The 16,789-nt window shown below is 63.3% G+C and carries 12 protein-coding genes; 7 read left to right on the top strand and 5 right to left on the bottom strand.

Features of this window, described 5'->3' with window-relative positions; translation table 11 throughout:
* The first annotated feature begins 135 nt into the window (after nucleotides 1-135).
* Nucleotides 136-1,260 (top strand): efflux RND transporter periplasmic adaptor subunit, encoded by a 1,125-nt coding sequence (locus DT068_RS27450; RefSeq protein WP_119393103.1) that lies wholly within the window; start codon nucleotides 136-138, stop codon nucleotides 1,258-1,260.
* A 10-nt stretch (nucleotides 1,261-1,270) separates the two neighbouring features.
* The gene (locus DT068_RS27445) at nucleotides 1,271-4,336 is read left to right on the top strand and encodes an efflux RND transporter permease subunit (RefSeq protein ID WP_119393102.1); all 3,066 of its coding nucleotides are present in this window, start codon (nucleotides 1,271-1,273) and stop codon (nucleotides 4,334-4,336) included.
* A gap of 3 nt (nucleotides 4,337-4,339) precedes the next feature.
* On the opposite strand, the gene DT068_RS27440 is transcribed toward DT068_RS27445, so the two are convergent.
* Complete coding sequence (locus DT068_RS27440; protein ID WP_119393101.1) at nucleotides 4,340-5,155, bottom strand: polyphosphate kinase 2 family protein; 816 nt, start codon at nucleotides 5,153-5,155, stop codon at nucleotides 4,340-4,342.
* Between the two features lie 93 nt (nucleotides 5,156-5,248).
* Between DT068_RS27440 and DT068_RS27435 the strand changes: the two genes are divergently transcribed.
* Nucleotides 5,249-6,001 carry an LOG family protein gene (locus DT068_RS27435; RefSeq protein WP_119393100.1) on the top strand — a complete coding sequence of 251 codons (753 nt, stop codon included), beginning with the start codon at nucleotides 5,249-5,251 and terminating at the stop codon, nucleotides 5,999-6,001.
* Nucleotides 6,002-6,004: 3 nt separating this feature from the next.
* Entirely contained in the window at nucleotides 6,005-7,678 is a 1,674-nt protein-coding gene (locus tag DT068_RS27430) for an MBL fold metallo-hydrolase (protein WP_119393099.1), read from the top strand.
* 36 nt (nucleotides 7,679-7,714) lie between these two features.
* Here DT068_RS27430 and DT068_RS27425 read toward each other — a convergent pair whose 3' ends face one another.
* From DT068_RS27425 to DT068_RS27410, 4 genes are all read right to left on the bottom strand, one after another.
* Nucleotides 7,715-8,836 carry a Gfo/Idh/MocA family protein gene (locus tag DT068_RS27425; protein ID WP_119393098.1) on the bottom strand — a complete coding sequence of 374 codons (1,122 nt, stop codon included), beginning with the start codon at nucleotides 8,834-8,836 and terminating at the stop codon, nucleotides 7,715-7,717.
* 72 nt (nucleotides 8,837-8,908) lie between these two features.
* A complete protein-coding gene (locus DT068_RS27420) occupies nucleotides 8,909-9,811 on the bottom strand; it encodes a sugar ABC transporter substrate-binding protein (RefSeq protein WP_119393097.1) in 903 nt (300 codons plus the stop codon).
* A 76-nt stretch (nucleotides 9,812-9,887) separates the two neighbouring features.
* Nucleotides 9,888-10,871 carry an ABC transporter permease gene (locus DT068_RS27415; RefSeq protein ID WP_119393096.1) on the bottom strand — a complete coding sequence of 328 codons (984 nt, stop codon included), beginning with the start codon at nucleotides 10,869-10,871 and terminating at the stop codon, nucleotides 9,888-9,890.
* A complete protein-coding gene (locus DT068_RS27410; RefSeq protein ID WP_119393095.1) occupies nucleotides 10,871-11,653 on the bottom strand; it encodes an ATP-binding cassette domain-containing protein in 783 nt (260 codons plus the stop codon). Before DT068_RS27410 ends, DT068_RS27415 begins: the two co-directional genes overlap by 1 nt.
* 132 nt (nucleotides 11,654-11,785) lie before the next feature.
* Here DT068_RS27410 and DT068_RS27405 point away from each other — a divergent pair, with 132 nt between their 5' ends.
* The 3 genes from DT068_RS27405 (at nucleotide 11,786) to iolD (ending at nucleotide 16,669) form a co-directional block, all read left to right on the top strand.
* Nucleotides 11,786-12,616: a MurR/RpiR family transcriptional regulator gene (locus tag DT068_RS27405; RefSeq protein WP_119393146.1), complete on the top strand. Its 831-nt coding sequence runs from the start codon at nucleotides 11,786-11,788 to the stop codon at nucleotides 12,614-12,616.
* A gap of 313 nt (nucleotides 12,617-12,929) precedes the next feature.
* Nucleotides 12,930-14,825, top strand: coding sequence for a bifunctional 5-dehydro-2-deoxygluconokinase/5-dehydro-2-deoxyphosphogluconate aldolase (locus tag DT068_RS27400; RefSeq protein ID WP_119393094.1), 1,896 nt, complete (start codon nucleotides 12,930-12,932; stop codon nucleotides 14,823-14,825).
* Complete coding sequence (iolD, locus tag DT068_RS27395; RefSeq protein ID WP_119393093.1) at nucleotides 14,822-16,669, top strand: 3D-(3,5/4)-trihydroxycyclohexane-1,2-dione acylhydrolase (decyclizing); 1,848 nt, start codon at nucleotides 14,822-14,824, stop codon at nucleotides 16,667-16,669. Before DT068_RS27400 ends, iolD begins: the two co-directional genes overlap by 4 nt.
* The last annotated feature ends 120 nt before the right edge of the window (nucleotides 16,670-16,789 follow it).

The raw sequence follows: 16,789 nt of genomic DNA, 5'->3' as shown, positions 1-16,789 counted from the left end.
TTGGATCACGTGACTTTTGACGAACTGTCAAATGTCATGAACATGATCGAGGGGTGAGCGGGAGCCTGTGGCGCTAGGAGGAACCTGTCCTGGCGCCATAGGCTCCGGATCGTTTTTTCGGTATTATGGGGCTCGATGAGAAAAACGCTGGTTTCCCTGTTTGTTCTAGCCGTTCTGTCAGCTGCCGGCTATTACGCGCAGCAGACAGGCTGGGTGACGGCGTTGTGGACCGAGGCAAACAGCAAGCTCGCCGAAAGCCAGGCCAAGCCGGACCAGAAGAAGCGCCAGGCCGCACCGCCCAATGCCTCCCCCGTCGAGGTCGCCGCCGCCGCCGCCAAGACGCTGAGCGACGACATCACCGCGGTGGGCTCGCTGCTTTCCGACGAGTCGGTCCAGATCGCCACCGAGACCGATGGCCGCGTTTCCGAGATCCGCTTCACCGAGGGCGATGTGGTCGCCGCCCGCGCCGTGTTGATCACCCTCGATGACGCCCTGATCACCGCCCAGCTCACCGATGCCGAGGCGCGCCTCACCTTGGCCAAGGCCAATTACGAGCGCGCCGTCGCCTTGCGCAAATCGGGCACCGCCTCGCAGACGACCCTCGACACGGCCCTGTCGGAATTGTCGGTCGCCCAGGCGGCCTTCGATCTCATGAAGGCCCAGCATGAGAAACTGTCGATCAAGGCGCCCTTCCCCGGCGTGCTCGGCTTCCGCACCATTTCGCCGGGCGCCTATGTCACCGCCGGCACGCCGCTGGTCAATCTCGAGAAGATCGACCGGCTGAAGGTCAATTTCAGCGTGCCGGAAGTCTATCTCTCGAAGCTCTCCGTCGGCCAGAAGATCGAGATCATCGCCGACGCTTTGCCCGCCACGCGCTTCGAGGGCACGATCTACGCCATCGATCCGGCGATCGACGTCAATGGCCGGGCCATCAGGGTGAAGGCGACGCTCGACAACCAGGACGGCAAATTGCGCCCGGGCCTCCTGGCCCGCATCACGGTCAAGGGCATCCCGCGCACCGCCGTGACCATCCCGGAAAGCGCGCTGGTGCCGCGCGGCAATGATTTCCTCGTCTACAAGGCCGACAACGGCAAGGCGAAGGAGACCAAGGTCCTCGCCGGCCGTCGCGAGAACGGCTTTGTCGAGATCATCGAGGGCGTCGATATCGGCCAGCAGGTGGTGATCGCGGGGCAAGCGCGCCTGCGCGACGGCGCCAATGTCGAGATCGTTCCGACGACCTCGGCCGCCGTCGAAGGCTGAGGCCGCCCGCATGTCGATCTCGGAACTCTGCATCCGCCGCCCCGTCTTCGCCACCGTCCTGAGCCTCATCCTGCTGCTCATCGGCATCGTCGCCTATGGCCGGCTCACGGTGCGCGAATATCCCAAGGTGGATGAGCCGGTCGTCTCGGTGACGACCAGATATCCGGGCGCTTCCGCCGCACTCATCGAATCGCAGATCACCCAGGTGCTCGAAGGATCGCTTGCCGGCATCGAGGGCATCGACATCATCGAATCGACCAGCCGCACCGAATCGAGCCGCATCACCATCCGCTTCAAGTCGGATGTCAATGTAGATACCGCCGCGAGCGACGTGCGCGACCGCGTCAGCCGCGTGCGCGGCCGCCTGCCCGACGAGGTCGACGACCCGATCATCGCCAAGGTCGAAGCCGATGCGCAGCCCATCATCTTCCTGAACTTCCGGTCCGACCGGATGAACGCCATAGACCTGACCGACTATGTCGACCGCTATCTTCTCGACCGGTTCAAGAACCTGACCGGTGTCGCCGATGTCATCATCTTCGGCGAGCGGCGCTATGCCATGCGCATCTGGATCGACCGCGACCGGCTCGCCGGCTACGGCCTCACCGCCCAGGACGTCGAGGACGCGCTGCGCCAGCAGAATGCCGAGATCCCGGCCGGCCGCATCGAGGGCAGCGAGCGTGAATTCACTGTCCTGTCCAAGACCTCGCTTTCGACGCCGGAGGAATTCCGCAACATCATGCTCAAATCGGCGGGCGGGCTGCAGGTCAAGCTCGGCGATGTCGCCCGCGTCGAGCTCGGCTCCACCGATCTGCGCCGCTCCAGCCGCTATATGGGCCAGACATCGATCACCGCCGGCATCATCAAGCAGGCGGTCGCCAATCCGCTCGACGTATCCAAGGCGGTGAATGCCGTCATGCCGCAGATCCTCGAATCGCTCCCCGAAGGGGTCACCGCCGAGGTCGGCTATGATTCGACGCAGTTCATCGCCCAGTCGGTGGACTCGGTCTTCCGCACCATCCTTGAAGCGATCGCCCTCGTCATCCTGATCATCATGTTCTTCCTGCACTCGCTCAGGGCCTCGGTCATCCCGATCGTCACCATTCCGATCTCGCTCGTCACCACTTTCGCGCTGATGCTGCTCGCCGGGCTGTCGATCAACACGCTGACGCTCCTCGCCATGGTGCTGGCCATCGGCCTTGTCGTCGATGACGCCATCGTCGTATTGGAGAACATCTTCCGCCATATCGAGGAAGGCATGAAGCCTTTCGCTGCGGCACTCAAGGGCATGCGCGAGATCGGCTTTGCCATCGTGGCGATGACGCTCACCCTGGCGGCCGTCTTCGCGCCTGTCGCCTTCATGCCGGGCTCGACCGGCCGCCTGTTCCTCGAATTTGCCCTGACCCTTGCCGGCGCCGTGGTCATATCGGGCTTCATCGCGCTCACCTTGACGCCGATGATGTGCTCGAAATTCCTCAAGCACAATGACCGGCCCAACATCATCGCCCGCTTCATCGAGGGAAGCCTTGCCCGCCTCGAGCGGCTCTATCGCGGCGCGCTGAAATTCGCGATCAAGGCGCGCTATTTCGTGTTCCTGATCGCGCTCGCCGTGGCCGGCCTTGGCGGCTTCCTGTTCACCGGGCTCAATTCGGAGCTGACCCCGACCGAGGACCGCGGCGTTCTCCAGCTCTCGGGGAATACGCCGGAAGGCTCGACGCTCGCTTTCACCAGCCGCTATGCCAACGAGGTCGAGGCGATCCTTGCCAAAGCGCCCAATATGCGCGCCTATCTCGTCAATATCGGCCAGCAGGATGTCAACCAGTTCAACGCCATCGGCCGCCTCAAGGCCTATTCCGAACGCGACGTGACCCAGGCGCAGATCGCCCAGCGCCTGGGACCGCAATTGCGCAAGATCGCCGGCGCTCAGGTCTCGGCGCGCTCGCCCGCCGGCTTCGGCCGCCGCGGGGCGGGCCGCCCGGTTGAATTCGTCATCCAGACATCGGGCACCTATGACGATCTGGAGAAATATCGCGATGCCATGTTCGAGCGGCTGAAGCAGGAGCCTGCGCTGGCCGATCTCGATTCGGATCTCGAGCTCAACAAGCCGCAGCTCGAGGTGAAGATCGACCGCGACCGGGTCGCCGATCTCGGCCTCGATGTCTCGGTCATCGGGCGCACGCTGGAGACCATGCTGGGCGGCCGCCAGGTGACGCGCTTCGAGATCGGCGGCGAGCAGTATGACGTCATCGTCCAGCTCGACGCCAGCGCCCGCACCGCGCCCGACAATCTCGCCCGCATGTTCGTGAAGGGCGCCAATGACGAGATGATCCAGCTCGCCAATGTCGTCCAGGTCACCGAGACGGTGGCGCCCAAGGATCTGCGCCGCTTCAACCAGCTGCGCTCGGTCACCATCCAGGCCAATGTGGCGCCCGGCTACACACTGGGACAGGCGCTGCAGGCGGTCAACCGGACCGCCGCCGAGATCCTGCCCAATAACGTGCTGACCGATGTGTCGGGACAGAGCCGCGAATTCCGCGACGCAAGCAGCAATGTGATGTTCATTTTCGTGCTGGCCTTGTGCTTCATCTATCTCGTGCTGTCGGCGCAGTTCGAGAGCTTCCGCGATCCCCTGATGATCATGCTGACCGTACCCCTGTCGATGGCGGGCGCCCTTCTCACGCTGAAGCTTACCGGCGGCACGCTCAACATCTATTCGCAGATCGGCCTCGTTACCCTCGTCGGCCTCATCACCAAGCACGGCATCCTGATCGTCGATTTCGCCAACCGGCTGCAGGAGGAGGACGGCAAGAACCGCGCCGAGGCCATCACCGAGGCGGCCACCTTGCGTCTGCGCCCGATCCTGATGACCACATGCGCCATGGTTCTGGGCGCCGTGCCGCTGGCACTGGCGACCGGCGCCGGCTCGGAGGCCCGCCACCAGATCGGCTGGGTCATTGTCGGCGGCATGACCGTTGGCACGCTGCTGACGCTCTTCGTGGTGCCCGCCGTCTACAGCCTGTTCGGCCGCAAGGCCGCAGCGCCATCGCTCGCGCCGCTGCCGTCGCCGGCGGAGTGACGCTTATTCGATCACCACCGTCTTCGGATCCCAGCCGTCGGGCGGCGGATATTTGGGCGCCATGTCTTCCAGTGTCTCGCGCACGACGCGCGCGATGGCGGCATTGCGCGTCCAGTTGCGGTCGGCGGGAATGACATGCCAGGGCGCATGCGCCGTCGAGCAGCGCTTGAGCGCCGTCTCATAGGCCGCCATATAGTCGTCCCACAATTTGCGGTCGGCGAGATCGCCTGGATTGAACTTCCATTGCTTGGTCGGGTCGGTGACGCGCTCCTTGAGGCGCTCGGCCTGCTCCTCCTTCGAGATATGCAGCATGAATTTGAGGATGCGCGTGCCGTTGTCGGAAAGCATCTTCTCGAACTGGTTGATCTCCTCATAGCGCCGCTCGATGGCTTCCGGTCTCGCGAGCTTCTTCACTTTCACCACCAGCACATCCTCGTAATGCGAGCGGTTGAAGATGCCGATGATGCCCTTGCGCGGGCAGGCCTTGTGGACGCGCCAGAGATAGTCGTGGTCGCGCTCTTCCTCGCTCGGCACCTTGAAGGGTGTGACCTCGACGCCGATCGGCCCGCATGTGTTGAATACCGCACGCACCGTTCCGTCCTTGCCGCTGCAATCGATCCCCTGCAGGACGACCAGAAGGCTGCGGTCGCCCTCGGCATAGAGGCGGTCCTGCAGCTGGTTGATCGCTTCGGCGTCCTCCGCGATCTGCGCCTTGGCCTTCTCCTTGCCGGCAAAGGCGCTGTCGTCGCGCGGATCGACCTTGGCAAGGGCGAAATTCCTGCCCTCGACCCTGAACTTCCCGGCAAACGGATTGGCCATGCACACCCCCTTCTGATCTGCCGACGTTGAGACATTGAGCCCTTGATTGCAAGGGCTTGAGACCCTAATCCCTAATGCCAAAGGATTGATTGAATGATCGACAACAAAGCCCAGATGGCGTCCCCGGCCTACCGGATCGCCGCCCTCGACCAGGACTTCGTTCTGGGCGACACGACCCGCGGCGTGCGCTTCCAGCTCGAATATCAGAAAGCGGAAGAATACCTGCGCAAATGGGGCGTGGCCTCGACCGTGGTGGTCTTCGGCTCCGCACGCGTCAGGGAGGGCGACAAGCGCGGCTGGTATGAGGCGGCGCGCGCCTTCGCCCGCATCGTCTCCAAAAGTGGCGGCGCCCTCCACAGCCATTCGGCGCCGCGCCGCAACGTCATCGCCACGGGCGGCGGCCCCGGCATCATGGAGGCGGCCAATCGCGGCGCCCATGACGTGGGCGCGCCCTCGATCGGCTACAACATCACTTTGCCGCATGAGCAGGAGCCCAACGCCTATTCGACACCGGAGCTTACTTTCCGCTTTCACTACTTCGCGATGCGCAAGATGCATTTCGCCATGCGCGCCGATGCGCTTGTCGTCTTTCCCGGCGGCTTCGGCACGCTCGATGAGCTGTTCGAGATACTCACCCTCAGGCAGACAAACAAGATGGACGATGCCGTGCCGATCGTTCTCTATGACAGCATCTTCTGGCACAAGACGATCAATTTCCGCCGCTTCGTCGATGAAGGCCTGTGCGGGGAAGCCGACCTCGACCTCTTCGCCTTCGCCGACACGCCGGAAGAGGCGTGGCAAGGCCTTCTCGCCCGCGGCCTCAAGATCCCGGAACACAAAGGATAGAGCATGACCGTCAAGCTGCATTTCCACGGCGCCACCCGCGTCGTCACGGGATCCTGCTACATGATCGAGACCGATCGGGCGCGCCTCCTCGTCGATTGCGGCATGTTCCAGGGATCGAAGACCGAGAAGGAGCTCAACTACCGCGCCTTCCCGTTCGATACCCGCAAGGTCGACACCATGCTGCTGACGCATGCGCATATCGACCATGCCGGCCTCATCCCGAAGCTGGTCAAGGCGGGCTTTGCCGGGAAGATTCATGCGACCCATGCGACCTGTGATCTCTGCGCGGTGATGCTGCCGGATTCGGGCTTCATCCAGGAGACCGAGGTCAGGCAGCTCAATGAGCGGAACCGCAAACGCGGCCTCCCCGAGGTCGAGCCGATCTATACGGCCGACGACGCTCGCGACGCGCTCACGCATTTCGAGGGCATCGCCTACAAGACGTGGATCACTCCGGTGCCCGGCATTCGCGCGCGCTACTGGAATGCCGGCCATCTGCTGGGCTCGGCCTCGATCGAGGTCGAGATCGAGCGTCCTGGGCGGGGGCCGCTGCGCCTCCTCTTCTCCGGCGATATCGGCCCCGACCAGAAATTGTTCCAGCCCGATCCCGAAGCACCGACCGATTTCGACTATGTCGTTTGCGAATCGACTTATGGCGGCAAGGACCGTTTCGCGCGTTCGGAAGAGAAGCGCCGCGAGAACCTGGGCACCGAGCTGCGCGCCGCCGCGAGTCGCCAGGGCGCGGTGCTCATCCCCTCTTTCGCGGTCGAGCGCACCCAGGAGATCCTGGTCGACCTGATCGCGCTGATGGACAAGGGCGTCATCCCCAATGCGCCGGTCTTCATCGACTCGCCTCTGGCGCTCAAGGCGACCGAAATCTTCTCGCAGCATGCGAAATCATTGGAAAATGGCGAGGCGCTGGTGAGGGCGCTGGCGTCACCCTATGTGAAGACGACGGAAAGCGTCGAGGAGAGCAAGGCGATTGCCCGCTTCTCGGGCTTCCACATCATCGTCGCGGCAAGCGGCATGTGCGAGGCCGGCCGTATCCGCCATCATCTCAAGAACAACCTGTTCAAGCCCAACGCCACGGTGCTGCTCGTCGGCTTCCAGGCGGCAGGCACGCTGGGCCGGCTTCTCGAAGAGGGCGCCCAGGCGGTCAAGATCCACGGCGAGGAGATCAAGGTACGCGCCACGATCCGCCGCTTCGAGGACTATTCCGGTCATGCCGATGGCCCGGAACTGCTGCAATGGCTGCGCGAGCGCCTGCCCATCGCGCGCATGGTGTTCCTGACCCATGGCGAGGAAGAGGCCCAGCTCGCCATGGCCGATGACATGGCGTCAGCGGGCATCATGGCTGCCGACCGGATCGGGCGTCCGATCCTCGATGACATTTACGACCTATCGGGCGAAGCGCCGGTGCGCCGCGCCGCCGAGGTCACGCCGCGCATCAGCCCCGACAAGATGGCGCGCCGCGATTGGCACAACGAGCTGGCCGAGCTGACGCTCGCCATCAACGACGAGATCGGCAAAGCCGCCGACGAGAAGGCGCGGGCCGTCATCATCAGGAGGCTCAAGCGCGCTCTCGCGGACGGCAATGGCAACATGCCGCCGCCGAACAAGCGGCGGCGCAACGGCGATGAAGGCCGCGGCGGCGCCAGGGGATTCGATGAAGGCTGAACCTGTTCCCCTCCCCCTTGCGGGGAGGGTAATTACTCAACTCACCTCGACCCATGTCTTCTCCCTGGCCGAGCGTGCCATGCCGTGGATGACGCGCTCGATCTTGAGGCCTTCTTCGAAATTGACGAAGCATTCCGCTCCACTGGCGATGCAATCGAGGAAATGCTTGGCCTCGATGACCTTGAGCTCGTTGAAGCCCAGCTGATGGCCGGGCGCCGGGGTGAATTGGCCATAGGGTGAATGGACCGGGCCGGTGAGGATGGTGCGGAAGCCGCGCGTCGCTTCCGGCCCTTCATTCACATAGAGCTGCAGTTCATTCATCCGCTCCTGGTCGAAGGTGAGCATGCCTCTTGTGCCATGGATCTCGAAACGGATCAGGCTCTTGCGCCCCCAGGCGGCGCGGCTCGACAGCAGCGTGCCCGAGATGCCGCTCCTGAAGCGTACGATGGCATGGGCGATGTCCTCATTCTCGACCTCGCGCATTTCGTCCGTGCCCGGCACCGGGCGCTGCCTCACCACCGTCTCCATGTCGGCCGAGACGCGGGCGATATCGCCGATGAGGAAATGCGCGAAGCTCACCAGATGGCAGGTGATGTCGCCGAGCGTGCCCAGGCCCCACAAATCGATGCGCGCCCTTTTGCTCCACGGCACGTCGGGCGAGGCGAGGTAGTCCTCGTCCACTTGCCCGCGGAAATGCACGACATCGCCGATGGCGCCCGCGGTGACCAGATGGCGGGCATGCAGCACGGCCGGATTCTTGATGTAGTTATAGCCGAGCAGCGTGCGGCCTCTGGCCTTGCGGGCCGCCGCCGCCATGGCCTCGGCCTCATCGAGGGTGAGCGCCATCGGCTTCTCGCACCACACATGCTTGCCGGCTTCGAGGAAGGCGACCGCCATCTCACGATGCACATTGTTGGGCGCGGTGATCGATACGACATCGATGCGGTCATCCTCGATGAGCTTGCGCCAATCGGTTTCGGCACGCGCAAAGCCATAGTCGCGCGAGCGCCGCAGCGTCAGCTCGGGATCGACATCGCACAGGGTCTCGAGCCTGATATCGGGCAGGTCGCCGAAGACCGGTCGCACATGGCTCCACGCCATCGCATGGCACTTGCCCATGAAGCCGGTTCCGATCAGTGCCACACCGAGAGATGCCATGACGTCCTCTGACAAAAGCAACAGGTCCCGACTTTCGCCGGGACCTGTCCTTACTGCAAGATCAAACCTGTCTTATTTGTACTGGTCGGCATTGTCCTTGGTGACCAGCACCGTGCCGGTATCGATCACCGCGTCGATCTTCTCGCCCTTCTGCAATTTGACGAGATTCTCGACCGCGAAGGCCCCCATATTCTTGGGCGCCTGGGCGACGGAAGCCGTCATGTCGCCGGCAAGGATCGAGGCCGCGGCATCCGGATTGGCGTCGAAGCCGACCACCATGACGTCCTTGAGCTTCTCGGCCGCTTTCAGGGCCTCGACGGCGCCGAGCGCCATATTGTCGTTGGAGGCAAAGACCGCCTTGATATTGGGATTGCCGGTGAGGACGTTCTCCATCACCGACTGGCCCTTGGCGCGGTCCCAGTCGGCCGGCTGCTCGGCGACGACCTTGAGGCCGCAAGCCTCGAGGCCGGTCTTGGCGCCGGTGGCGCGCGCCTGGCCGGTCGATTGGGTGATGATGCCCTGCAGGATCGCCACTTCCGAGCCCTTCTCGACCTTCGAGCAGATGAAATCGGCCGCAAGCTTGGCGCCGACCTCGTTGTTGGTGCCGATGAAGGTCACGCCTTCATTGGTGCCCTTGGTGTCGACGAAGACGACCGGCACGTTCTTGGCCTTGGCCGCATCGACGACGGGCGCCAGTGCGTTGGGATCGGTCGGCGCCAGAGCGAGGCCGGAAATGCCCTTGGCCAGCATGTCCTCGAGCTGCGCGATCTGCGCCGCGACATCCGATTCGGCCGGCGGAGACATCACCACCACTTCGACGCCGAGTTCCTTGCCCTTCTCCTCGGCGCCGGCTTGCACCGCCGCCCAGAACGGATTGCCCGCCCCCGGGCCTTTCATGTCGAGCACGATCGGATCGGCGAAGGCCATCGAATTCATCGCCGCAAGTGCCGCACCCGCGATCAGAAATTTCTTCATCTACTCCTCCCTTGGAACATGACGTCTCCAATTCAGATCGCGGCCGGCACGGAGACAAGGCCCCGGCTGCGTAAATCTATTTGCGTGTTGCCGCACGGCGCCGCAGCACGTCGATATAGACGGCCAGGATAATGATGAGACCTATCAGAATCTGCTGCCAGAACGGATTGATATTGTTGAGATTGAGCCCGTTGCGCAGCAGTCCCATGATGAGGACGCCGGCCAGCACGCCAAGCACCGTGCCGCGCCCTCCGAAAAAGCTTGCGCCGCCGATGATGACTGCAGCGATGGCATCGAGTTCGGCGCCGGTCCCGGCAAGCGGAAAGCCCGAATCCATTCGGCCGGCGAGCAGCAACGCTGCAAGACCGGCGAAGAAGCCGCAGATCGCATAAACATAGACCAGCACGCGGTCGACATCGATGCCAGACACGCGCGCTGCCTGCGGATTGCCACCGATGGCAAAGATATGACGACCCATATTGGTGCGGTTGAGGAAGAACCAGAGGCCCACGGCGCAGATAATGACTAGAAAGAAGCTGACCGGAATGCCCGCGGGAGGGGCTAACATTCCCCACGAGTAAAATGCCTGTCCCGGATACCGCACTTCCGGCTGCAAACCTGAGATTGGTGCCAGGCTTATGCGGTTGCTGATGCCGCGAAAGGTGTACAGCGTGCCGAGCGTCATGATGAAGGGGTGCGGCAGCTTAAGCATTGTATAGCCAAGGCCGTTGAAAAGGCCGCAAACAATGCCGACTGCGGGGCCAATGAGTAGCACAATAGGCCAAGGGACACCCGCCTTGTCGGCAATAGCAAGGCACATCATTGCAAGCACCAGAATCGATCCGACCGACAGATCAATGCCGGCCGTGATGATTACAACGAACATGCCAAGTGCGAGCATGGCCGGATAAGCATTCTGCTTGAGAATATTGGTGAGATTGGTGGCCGAGAGGAAGACGGCCGGTTGCGTCGCATAGAGGAACGCCATCATGAGTATGATGACGACGATGATGCCGTAGCTCTCGAGGAATTTCGACAAAGCGGGATTGTTGCTGATCATCAGTGCACCCGGTCATGCGCGAGCTGCGCGGTATGATCCTTGGTGCCCATGATCCAGCCGATGACCTCGTTGCGGCTTGTCTTGTCGAGCGGTGAATCGGCGAAATTGGCGCCGTGGAAAAGGGCCATCACCCGGTCGCAGGCATAGAAGATATCGTCCATGCGGTGCGAGATCATGATCACAGCGACACCATGCTCCTTCAGCGTCTTGATGAGGTCGAGCACCTTGCCGACCTCCTTGATGGCAAGCGCCGCCGTCGGCTCGTCCATGATGACGACCTTGGCATCGAAGGCGGTGGCGCGTGCGATGGCGACCGCCTGGCGCTGGCCGCCGGAGAGCTCCTCCACCGGCTGGTCGACGCTGCGGACATGGATCTTGAGCTTGTCGAGATGGGCCTGCGCCATTTCGCGCGCTTTGGCGCGATCGATGACGGTAAGCCCGCCGAATTTCATGCCGGGCTCCCGGCCGAGATAGATATTCTCATAGATGGGCAGGTTTCCGGCCAGGGCGAAATCCTGATAGACCATCTCGATGCCCATATTGCGCGCGGTCCGCGGGCTGGAGAAATGGACGGGCTGGCCTGCGAAGACGAGCTGTCCCTCGCTCGGCTGATAGAGGCCGGAGAGGATCTTCATCAGCGTCGACTTGCCGGCACCATTGTCGCCGACGACGCCCAGCGCTTCGCCGGAATTCACATGAAAGTTCACATTGCGCAATGCGGTGACGGCGCCGAAATATTTCGTGACGCCCTTGGCTTCGAGCAGCGCGGTTTCGGTGGTCAACCTGCCCTTCCTCCCTCTTCAGGACCCGGGCAGCCGGATCCGAAATAGAATATTCTGTTGATTATTCTTATTGTTGGAACATTTATTCCATTTTTGCTTGACGACGTCAAGCCCTTCTGTTGCAATGGCCGCATGGCCACAACCGACGCTGCCCCGCGGGATTTTGCGACGCTGAAGGCGAGTATCATCGAACGCGGCAAGACGCTGCCCAAGCGCTTGAGCCAGATCGCCGCCTTCGCGCTCGATCATCCCGACGACATCGCCTTCGGCACGGTCGCATCGATCGCCGAGCAGGCCGAGGTGCAGCCCTCCTCATTGATCCGGTTTTCCCAGGCTCTGGGCTATCAGGGCTTTTCCGAATTGCAGGAGATCTTCCGTGCCCGCCTGCGCGACCGGGTGCCAAATTACGAGGAGCGCATGGCGCAATTGCGCGAGCATGCGCGCTCGGCATCCAAGGCGCATATTCTGTTCGAGGGCTTCTCGGAAGCGGCGCAGAAATCGATCGCCGACCTGTCGGACAGGCTCGAGCCCAAGACGCTCGACAGAGCGGTGGCGCGGCTCGCCGCGGCGCACACCCTCTATCTCGTCGGTCTCAGGCGCTCCTTCCCGATCTCCTCCTACATGGCCTATGCCTTCGGCAAGCTCGGCATCCGCCATGTGCTGATCGACGGCCTGGGCGGTCTCGCTTCGAATGACCTCACCTTCGCCAGCCCCAAGGATGCGGTGCTGGCGGTGAGCTTCACGCCCTATGCGAGCGAGACCGTGACCCTGGTGACGCAAGCGGCGCGCATGAAGGTGCCGGTGATCGCCATCACCGACAGCGCCTTCTCGCCGCTCGCCCGCGACGCCGAGATCTGGTTCGAGGTGGCGGAAGCGAATTTCGAAGGCTTCCGCTCGCTCGCCGCCTCGCTGGCGCTCGCCATGACGCTGACCGTGGCAGTGGCGGAGAAACGGGGAAGTTAGGCACTGCTCCTTCTCCGCGCGAAGCGCGGGGAAGGTGGCGCGCGGCGCCGGATGGGGTGGAGCAACCGACAAAACTCCCTGGAATGTTGTGAGATTGTGTCTCGGTATGGGGGCCTCAGATGTGGAGGCCTTCAACACAGCCCGCGCAGCACCGCCCCCATCCGGCGCTACGCGCCACCTTCCCCCGCTTCGCGGAGGAAGGAGGAATTTGAAATGACACAGGTGGAACAAATATTCTGAATTGACTATCTAATAGAATTATTGTTTCATATCGTCCAAAGCAAACACAAGCCTACAAGGATGCTGGGAGGTCATGGCGGCGCTCGATGTCATTACCATTGGCAGGTCTTCCGTCGATCTCTATGGCCAGCAGATCGGCTCCAGGCTGGAAGATATCGCCTCCTTCGCCAAGTCGGTCGGCGGCTGCCCTTCCAATATCGCCATCGGCACGGCCAGGCTCGGCCTGAAATCGGGCCTCATCACCCGCGTCGGCGACGAGCAGATGGGCCGCTATATCAAGGAGCAGATGGCTCGCGAGGGCGTCTCGCTCGAAGGCATCGCCACCGACAAGGACCGCCTCACCTCCCTCGTCCTGCTCTCGGTCGAGAACGACAAGACCTTCCCGCTCATCTTCTATCGCGACAATTGCGCCGACAGCGTTTTGTCGGAAGCCGACATCGATCCCGATTTCATCCGCTCGAGCGCTTCCGTCCTCGTCACCGGCACGCATTTCGCCAGAGCGGTCAACGCCGCCGCCCAGAAAAAGGCGATGGCCATCGCCAAGGCGAATGGCGGCAGGATCATCTTCGACATCGACTACCGGCCCAATCTCTGGGGGCTCGCCGGCCATGGCGCCGGCGAGGAGCGCTATATCAAGTCGGACAAGGTATCGGAGGCCCTGCAGACCATTCTGGCCGATTGCGACCTGATCGTCGGCACCGAGGAGGAAGTGCATATTGCCGGCGGCGCGGAAGACACGCTTGCCGCCCTGCGCAAGATCCGTTCTTTGTCCAAGGCGACGATCGTGCTGAAGCGCGGACCTATGGGCTGCGTCGTCTTTCCCGACGCCATTCCGGCCCGCATCGAGGACGGCATTGTCGGCCAGGGCTTCCCCATCGAGGTCTATAATGTGCTGGGGGCGGGCGACAGTTTCATGTCGGGCTTCCTGCGCGGCTGGCTCAGGGGTGAGGACCATGCGACCTCGGCCACCTGGGCCAATGCCTGCGGCGCTTTCGCGGTGTCGCGTCTCCTCTGCTCGCCCGAGATCCCGACCTGGGAAGAGCTGCAGTTCTTCTTGAAGCAGGGCAGCCGGCACAAGGCGCTGCGCCGCGACGAGGCGATCAACCACATCCACTGGGCGACGACGCGCCGCCCGCAGCCGGAAGGCCTGCTGGCGCTGGCGATCGATCACCGGATGCAGCTCGAGGACATGGCCGACAAGCTGAATGTGCCCCGCGCGCGCATCGCCGATTTCAAGCGCCTCGCCGTCAAGGCGACGGCCAATGTCGCCAAAGGCGAGCCCGGCTTCGGCATGCTGCTCGACGATATCTATGGCCGCGAGGCGATGTTCGACGCGGCGAAGCACAATCTGTGGATCGCGCGGCCGCTGGAAGAGCCGGGCTCGCGTCCCCTGCGTTTCGAGTTCACCCAGGATGTAGGCAGCCGCCTGGTCGAATGGCCGGTCGGCCACACGATCAAGTGCCTCGCTTTCCATCATCCCGATGACGACAAAGCGCTGAAGGACGAGCAGCTTGGAAAGCTGCGCACTCTTTTCGAGGCGGCGCGCAGCGTGGGCCGCGAATTGCTGGTCGAGATCATCGCCGGCAAGCATGGCGCGCTCACGGACGACACCATCGCCCGGGCGCTGGAAGACGTCTATGAGCGCGGCATCAAGCCCGACTGGTGGAAGCTCGAGCCGCAGGCCAGCGCCCGCGCCTGGCAGAATATCGGCGCCGTCATCGCCCGCCATGATCCGCATTGCCGGGGCATCGTGCTTCTCGGCCTCGAGGCGCCGGAAAGCGAGCTGGCCAAGGCCTTCGAGATCGCATCGGGCCAGCCCTGGGTAAAGGGATTTGCCATTGGCCGCACGATCTTCAATGATGTGGCGAAGGACTGGCTGGCCGGACGTCGCCCGGATGAAGAGGCGGTCGCCGCCATGACCCAACGTTTCGGCAGGCTTGTCGAATTGTGGAAGAGGACGCATCCATGACCAAGACCATCCGCCTCACCATGACCCAGGCGCTGGCGCGCTTCCTCACCCGCCAGATGACGCTGATCGACGGCCGTAAGGAGCCGATTTTCGCCGGAGTCTGGGCGATCTTCGGCCATGGCAATGTCGCCGGCATGGGCGAGGCGCTTTATGGCGTGAAGGACGAATTGCCGACCTATCGCGCCCATAATGAGCAGGCCATGGCACATGCGGCGATCGCCTTCGCCAAGACGACGCGTCGCCGGCGGATGATGGCTTGCACCACCTCCATCGGCCCCGGCGCCCTCAATATGGTGACCGCCGCCGCCGTCGCCCATGTCGACCGCCTGCCGGTGCTGTTCCTCCCCGGAGATATCTTCGCCAACCGCAAGCCCGATCCCGTCCTGCAGCAGATCGAGAATTTCGGCGACGGCACCGCTTCAGCCAATGATTGCTTCAAGCCGGTGTCGCGTTATTTCGACCGCATCCAGCGGCCCGAGCAGCTCATCCCGGCGCTCCTCCGCGCCATGCAAGTGCTGACCGATCCCGCCGAATGCGGCCCGGTGACGCTGGCGCTCTGCCAGGATGTGCAGGCCGAGGCCTATGACTATCCGGCGAGCTTCTTCGCCGAGAAGGTCTGGACGCAGCGCCGTGCAAGGCCCGATGAGAACGAGCTTGCCCGCGCGGTGGCGACATTGCGCGAGGCGAAGAAGCCGGTGATCATCGCCGGCGGCGGCGTCCTCTATTCGGAAGCCTCCGCCGCTCTGGCGGGCTTCGCCGAGCGCCACGGCATTCCGGTCGCCGAGACCCAGGGCGGCAAATCTTCGCTGCCCTTCCTCAACCCGCTCAATATGGGCGCCATCGGCGTCACCGGCACATCGGCCGCCAATCACCTGGCCGAGGAAGCCGATGTCATCCTGGCGGTGGGCACGCGCTTGCAGGATTTCACCACCGGCTCCTGGGCCTTGTTCAAGAATCCCGGCAAGACCCTCATCGGCCTCAACACCCAGGTCTTCGATGCAACCAAGCATCAGGCTCTGCCGCTGATCGCCGATGCCCGCACCGGACTCGAGGAGCTCTCCGCCGATCTCGGCAGCTACAAGGCCGATGCCCAATGGACCAAATCGGCCAAAGACGGCTTCAAGGCATGGATGAAGGAAGCCGAAGCGGCGACCGCCGCTTCCAATGCGCTGCCCTCCGACGCGCAGGTGGTCGGCGCGGTGCAGCGCGCATTGGGCCGCGACATATCGGTCCTGTGCGCGGCGGGCGGCTTGCCCGGCGAGATGCACAAATTGTGGCAGGCGAGCACGCCTTCTTCCTATCATCTCGAATATGGCTTCTCCTGCATGGGCTATGAGATCGCCGGCGGCATCGGCATGAAGCTGGCGCAGCCCGAGCGCGATGTCGTGGTGATGGTGGGCGACGGCTCCTATCTGATGCTCAATTCGGAAGTGGCGACCTCGGTGATGCTGGGCGTCAAGCTCACCATCGTGCTGCTCGACAATCGAGGCTATGGCTGCATCACGAGGCTGCAGAAGGCGACGGGCGGTGCCCGCTTCAACAATCTCCTCGTCGACTCGGTGCATGAGACTCTCCCCGAGATCGATTTCGCCGCCCATGCCAGGAGCATGGGCGCCATTGCCGAGAAGGTCTCCTCGCTCGCCGATCTCGAGGCAGCACTCGTCAAGGCGAAGGGCAATGCGCGCACCACCGTCATCGTCATCGACACCGATCCCTGGATCTCAACCGATGCCGGCGGTCATTGGTGGGACGTGGCGGTGCCGGAAGTCTCGGCCCGCAAGGAAGTCGAGGCCGCGCGGAAGAAATACGAGACGGCGCTGAAGCAGCAGCGTATCGGGGATTGACGATCCGATGCAGTGCTACCCCATACCGTCATCCCGGCGAAAGCCGGGACCCATTGAATCATCGCAAAGCGGGCAGCGCCGCCCGGTTTATTTTATTCAGGGGGTCCCGGCTTTCGCCGG

Source organism: Taklimakanibacter lacteus (assembly GCA_003576695.1).
Lineage (GTDB): Bacteria > Pseudomonadota > Alphaproteobacteria > Rhizobiales > Aestuariivirgaceae > Taklimakanibacter > Taklimakanibacter lacteus.
The sequence above is the reverse complement of the archived record's forward strand: the minus strand, read 5'-3'. Positions and strand labels throughout refer to the sequence as shown.

What these genes read in the sequence shown, in the direction of transcription:
- DT068_RS27450 (WP_119393103.1), top strand. Translation starts at nt 136, where the DNA reads ATGAGAAAAACGCTGGTTTCCCTGTTTGTTCTAGCCGTTCTGTCAGCT.
- DT068_RS27445 (WP_119393102.1), top strand. Translation starts at nt 1,271, where the DNA reads ATGTCGATCTCGGAACTCTGCATCCGCCGCCCCGTCTTCGCCACCGTC.
- DT068_RS27440 (WP_119393101.1), bottom strand. Translation starts at nt 5,155, where the DNA reads ATGGCCAATCCGTTTGCCGGGAAGTTCAGGGTCGAGGGCAGGAATTTC.
- DT068_RS27435 (WP_119393100.1), top strand. Translation starts at nt 5,249, where the DNA reads ATGATCGACAACAAAGCCCAGATGGCGTCCCCGGCCTACCGGATCGCC.
- DT068_RS27430 (WP_119393099.1), top strand. Translation starts at nt 6,005, where the DNA reads ATGACCGTCAAGCTGCATTTCCACGGCGCCACCCGCGTCGTCACGGGA.
- DT068_RS27425 (WP_119393098.1), bottom strand. Translation starts at nt 8,836, where the DNA reads ATGGCATCTCTCGGTGTGGCACTGATCGGAACCGGCTTCATGGGCAAG.
- DT068_RS27420 (WP_119393097.1), bottom strand. Translation starts at nt 9,811, where the DNA reads ATGAAGAAATTTCTGATCGCGGGTGCGGCACTTGCGGCGATGAATTCG.
- DT068_RS27415 (WP_119393096.1), bottom strand. Translation starts at nt 10,871, where the DNA reads ATGATCAGCAACAATCCCGCTTTGTCGAAATTCCTCGAGAGCTACGGC.
- DT068_RS27405 (WP_119393146.1), top strand. Translation starts at nt 11,786, where the DNA reads ATGGCCACAACCGACGCTGCCCCGCGGGATTTTGCGACGCTGAAGGCG.
- DT068_RS27400 (WP_119393094.1), top strand. Translation starts at nt 12,930, where the DNA reads ATGGCGGCGCTCGATGTCATTACCATTGGCAGGTCTTCCGTCGATCTC.
- iolD (WP_119393093.1), top strand. Translation starts at nt 14,822, where the DNA reads ATGACCAAGACCATCCGCCTCACCATGACCCAGGCGCTGGCGCGCTTC.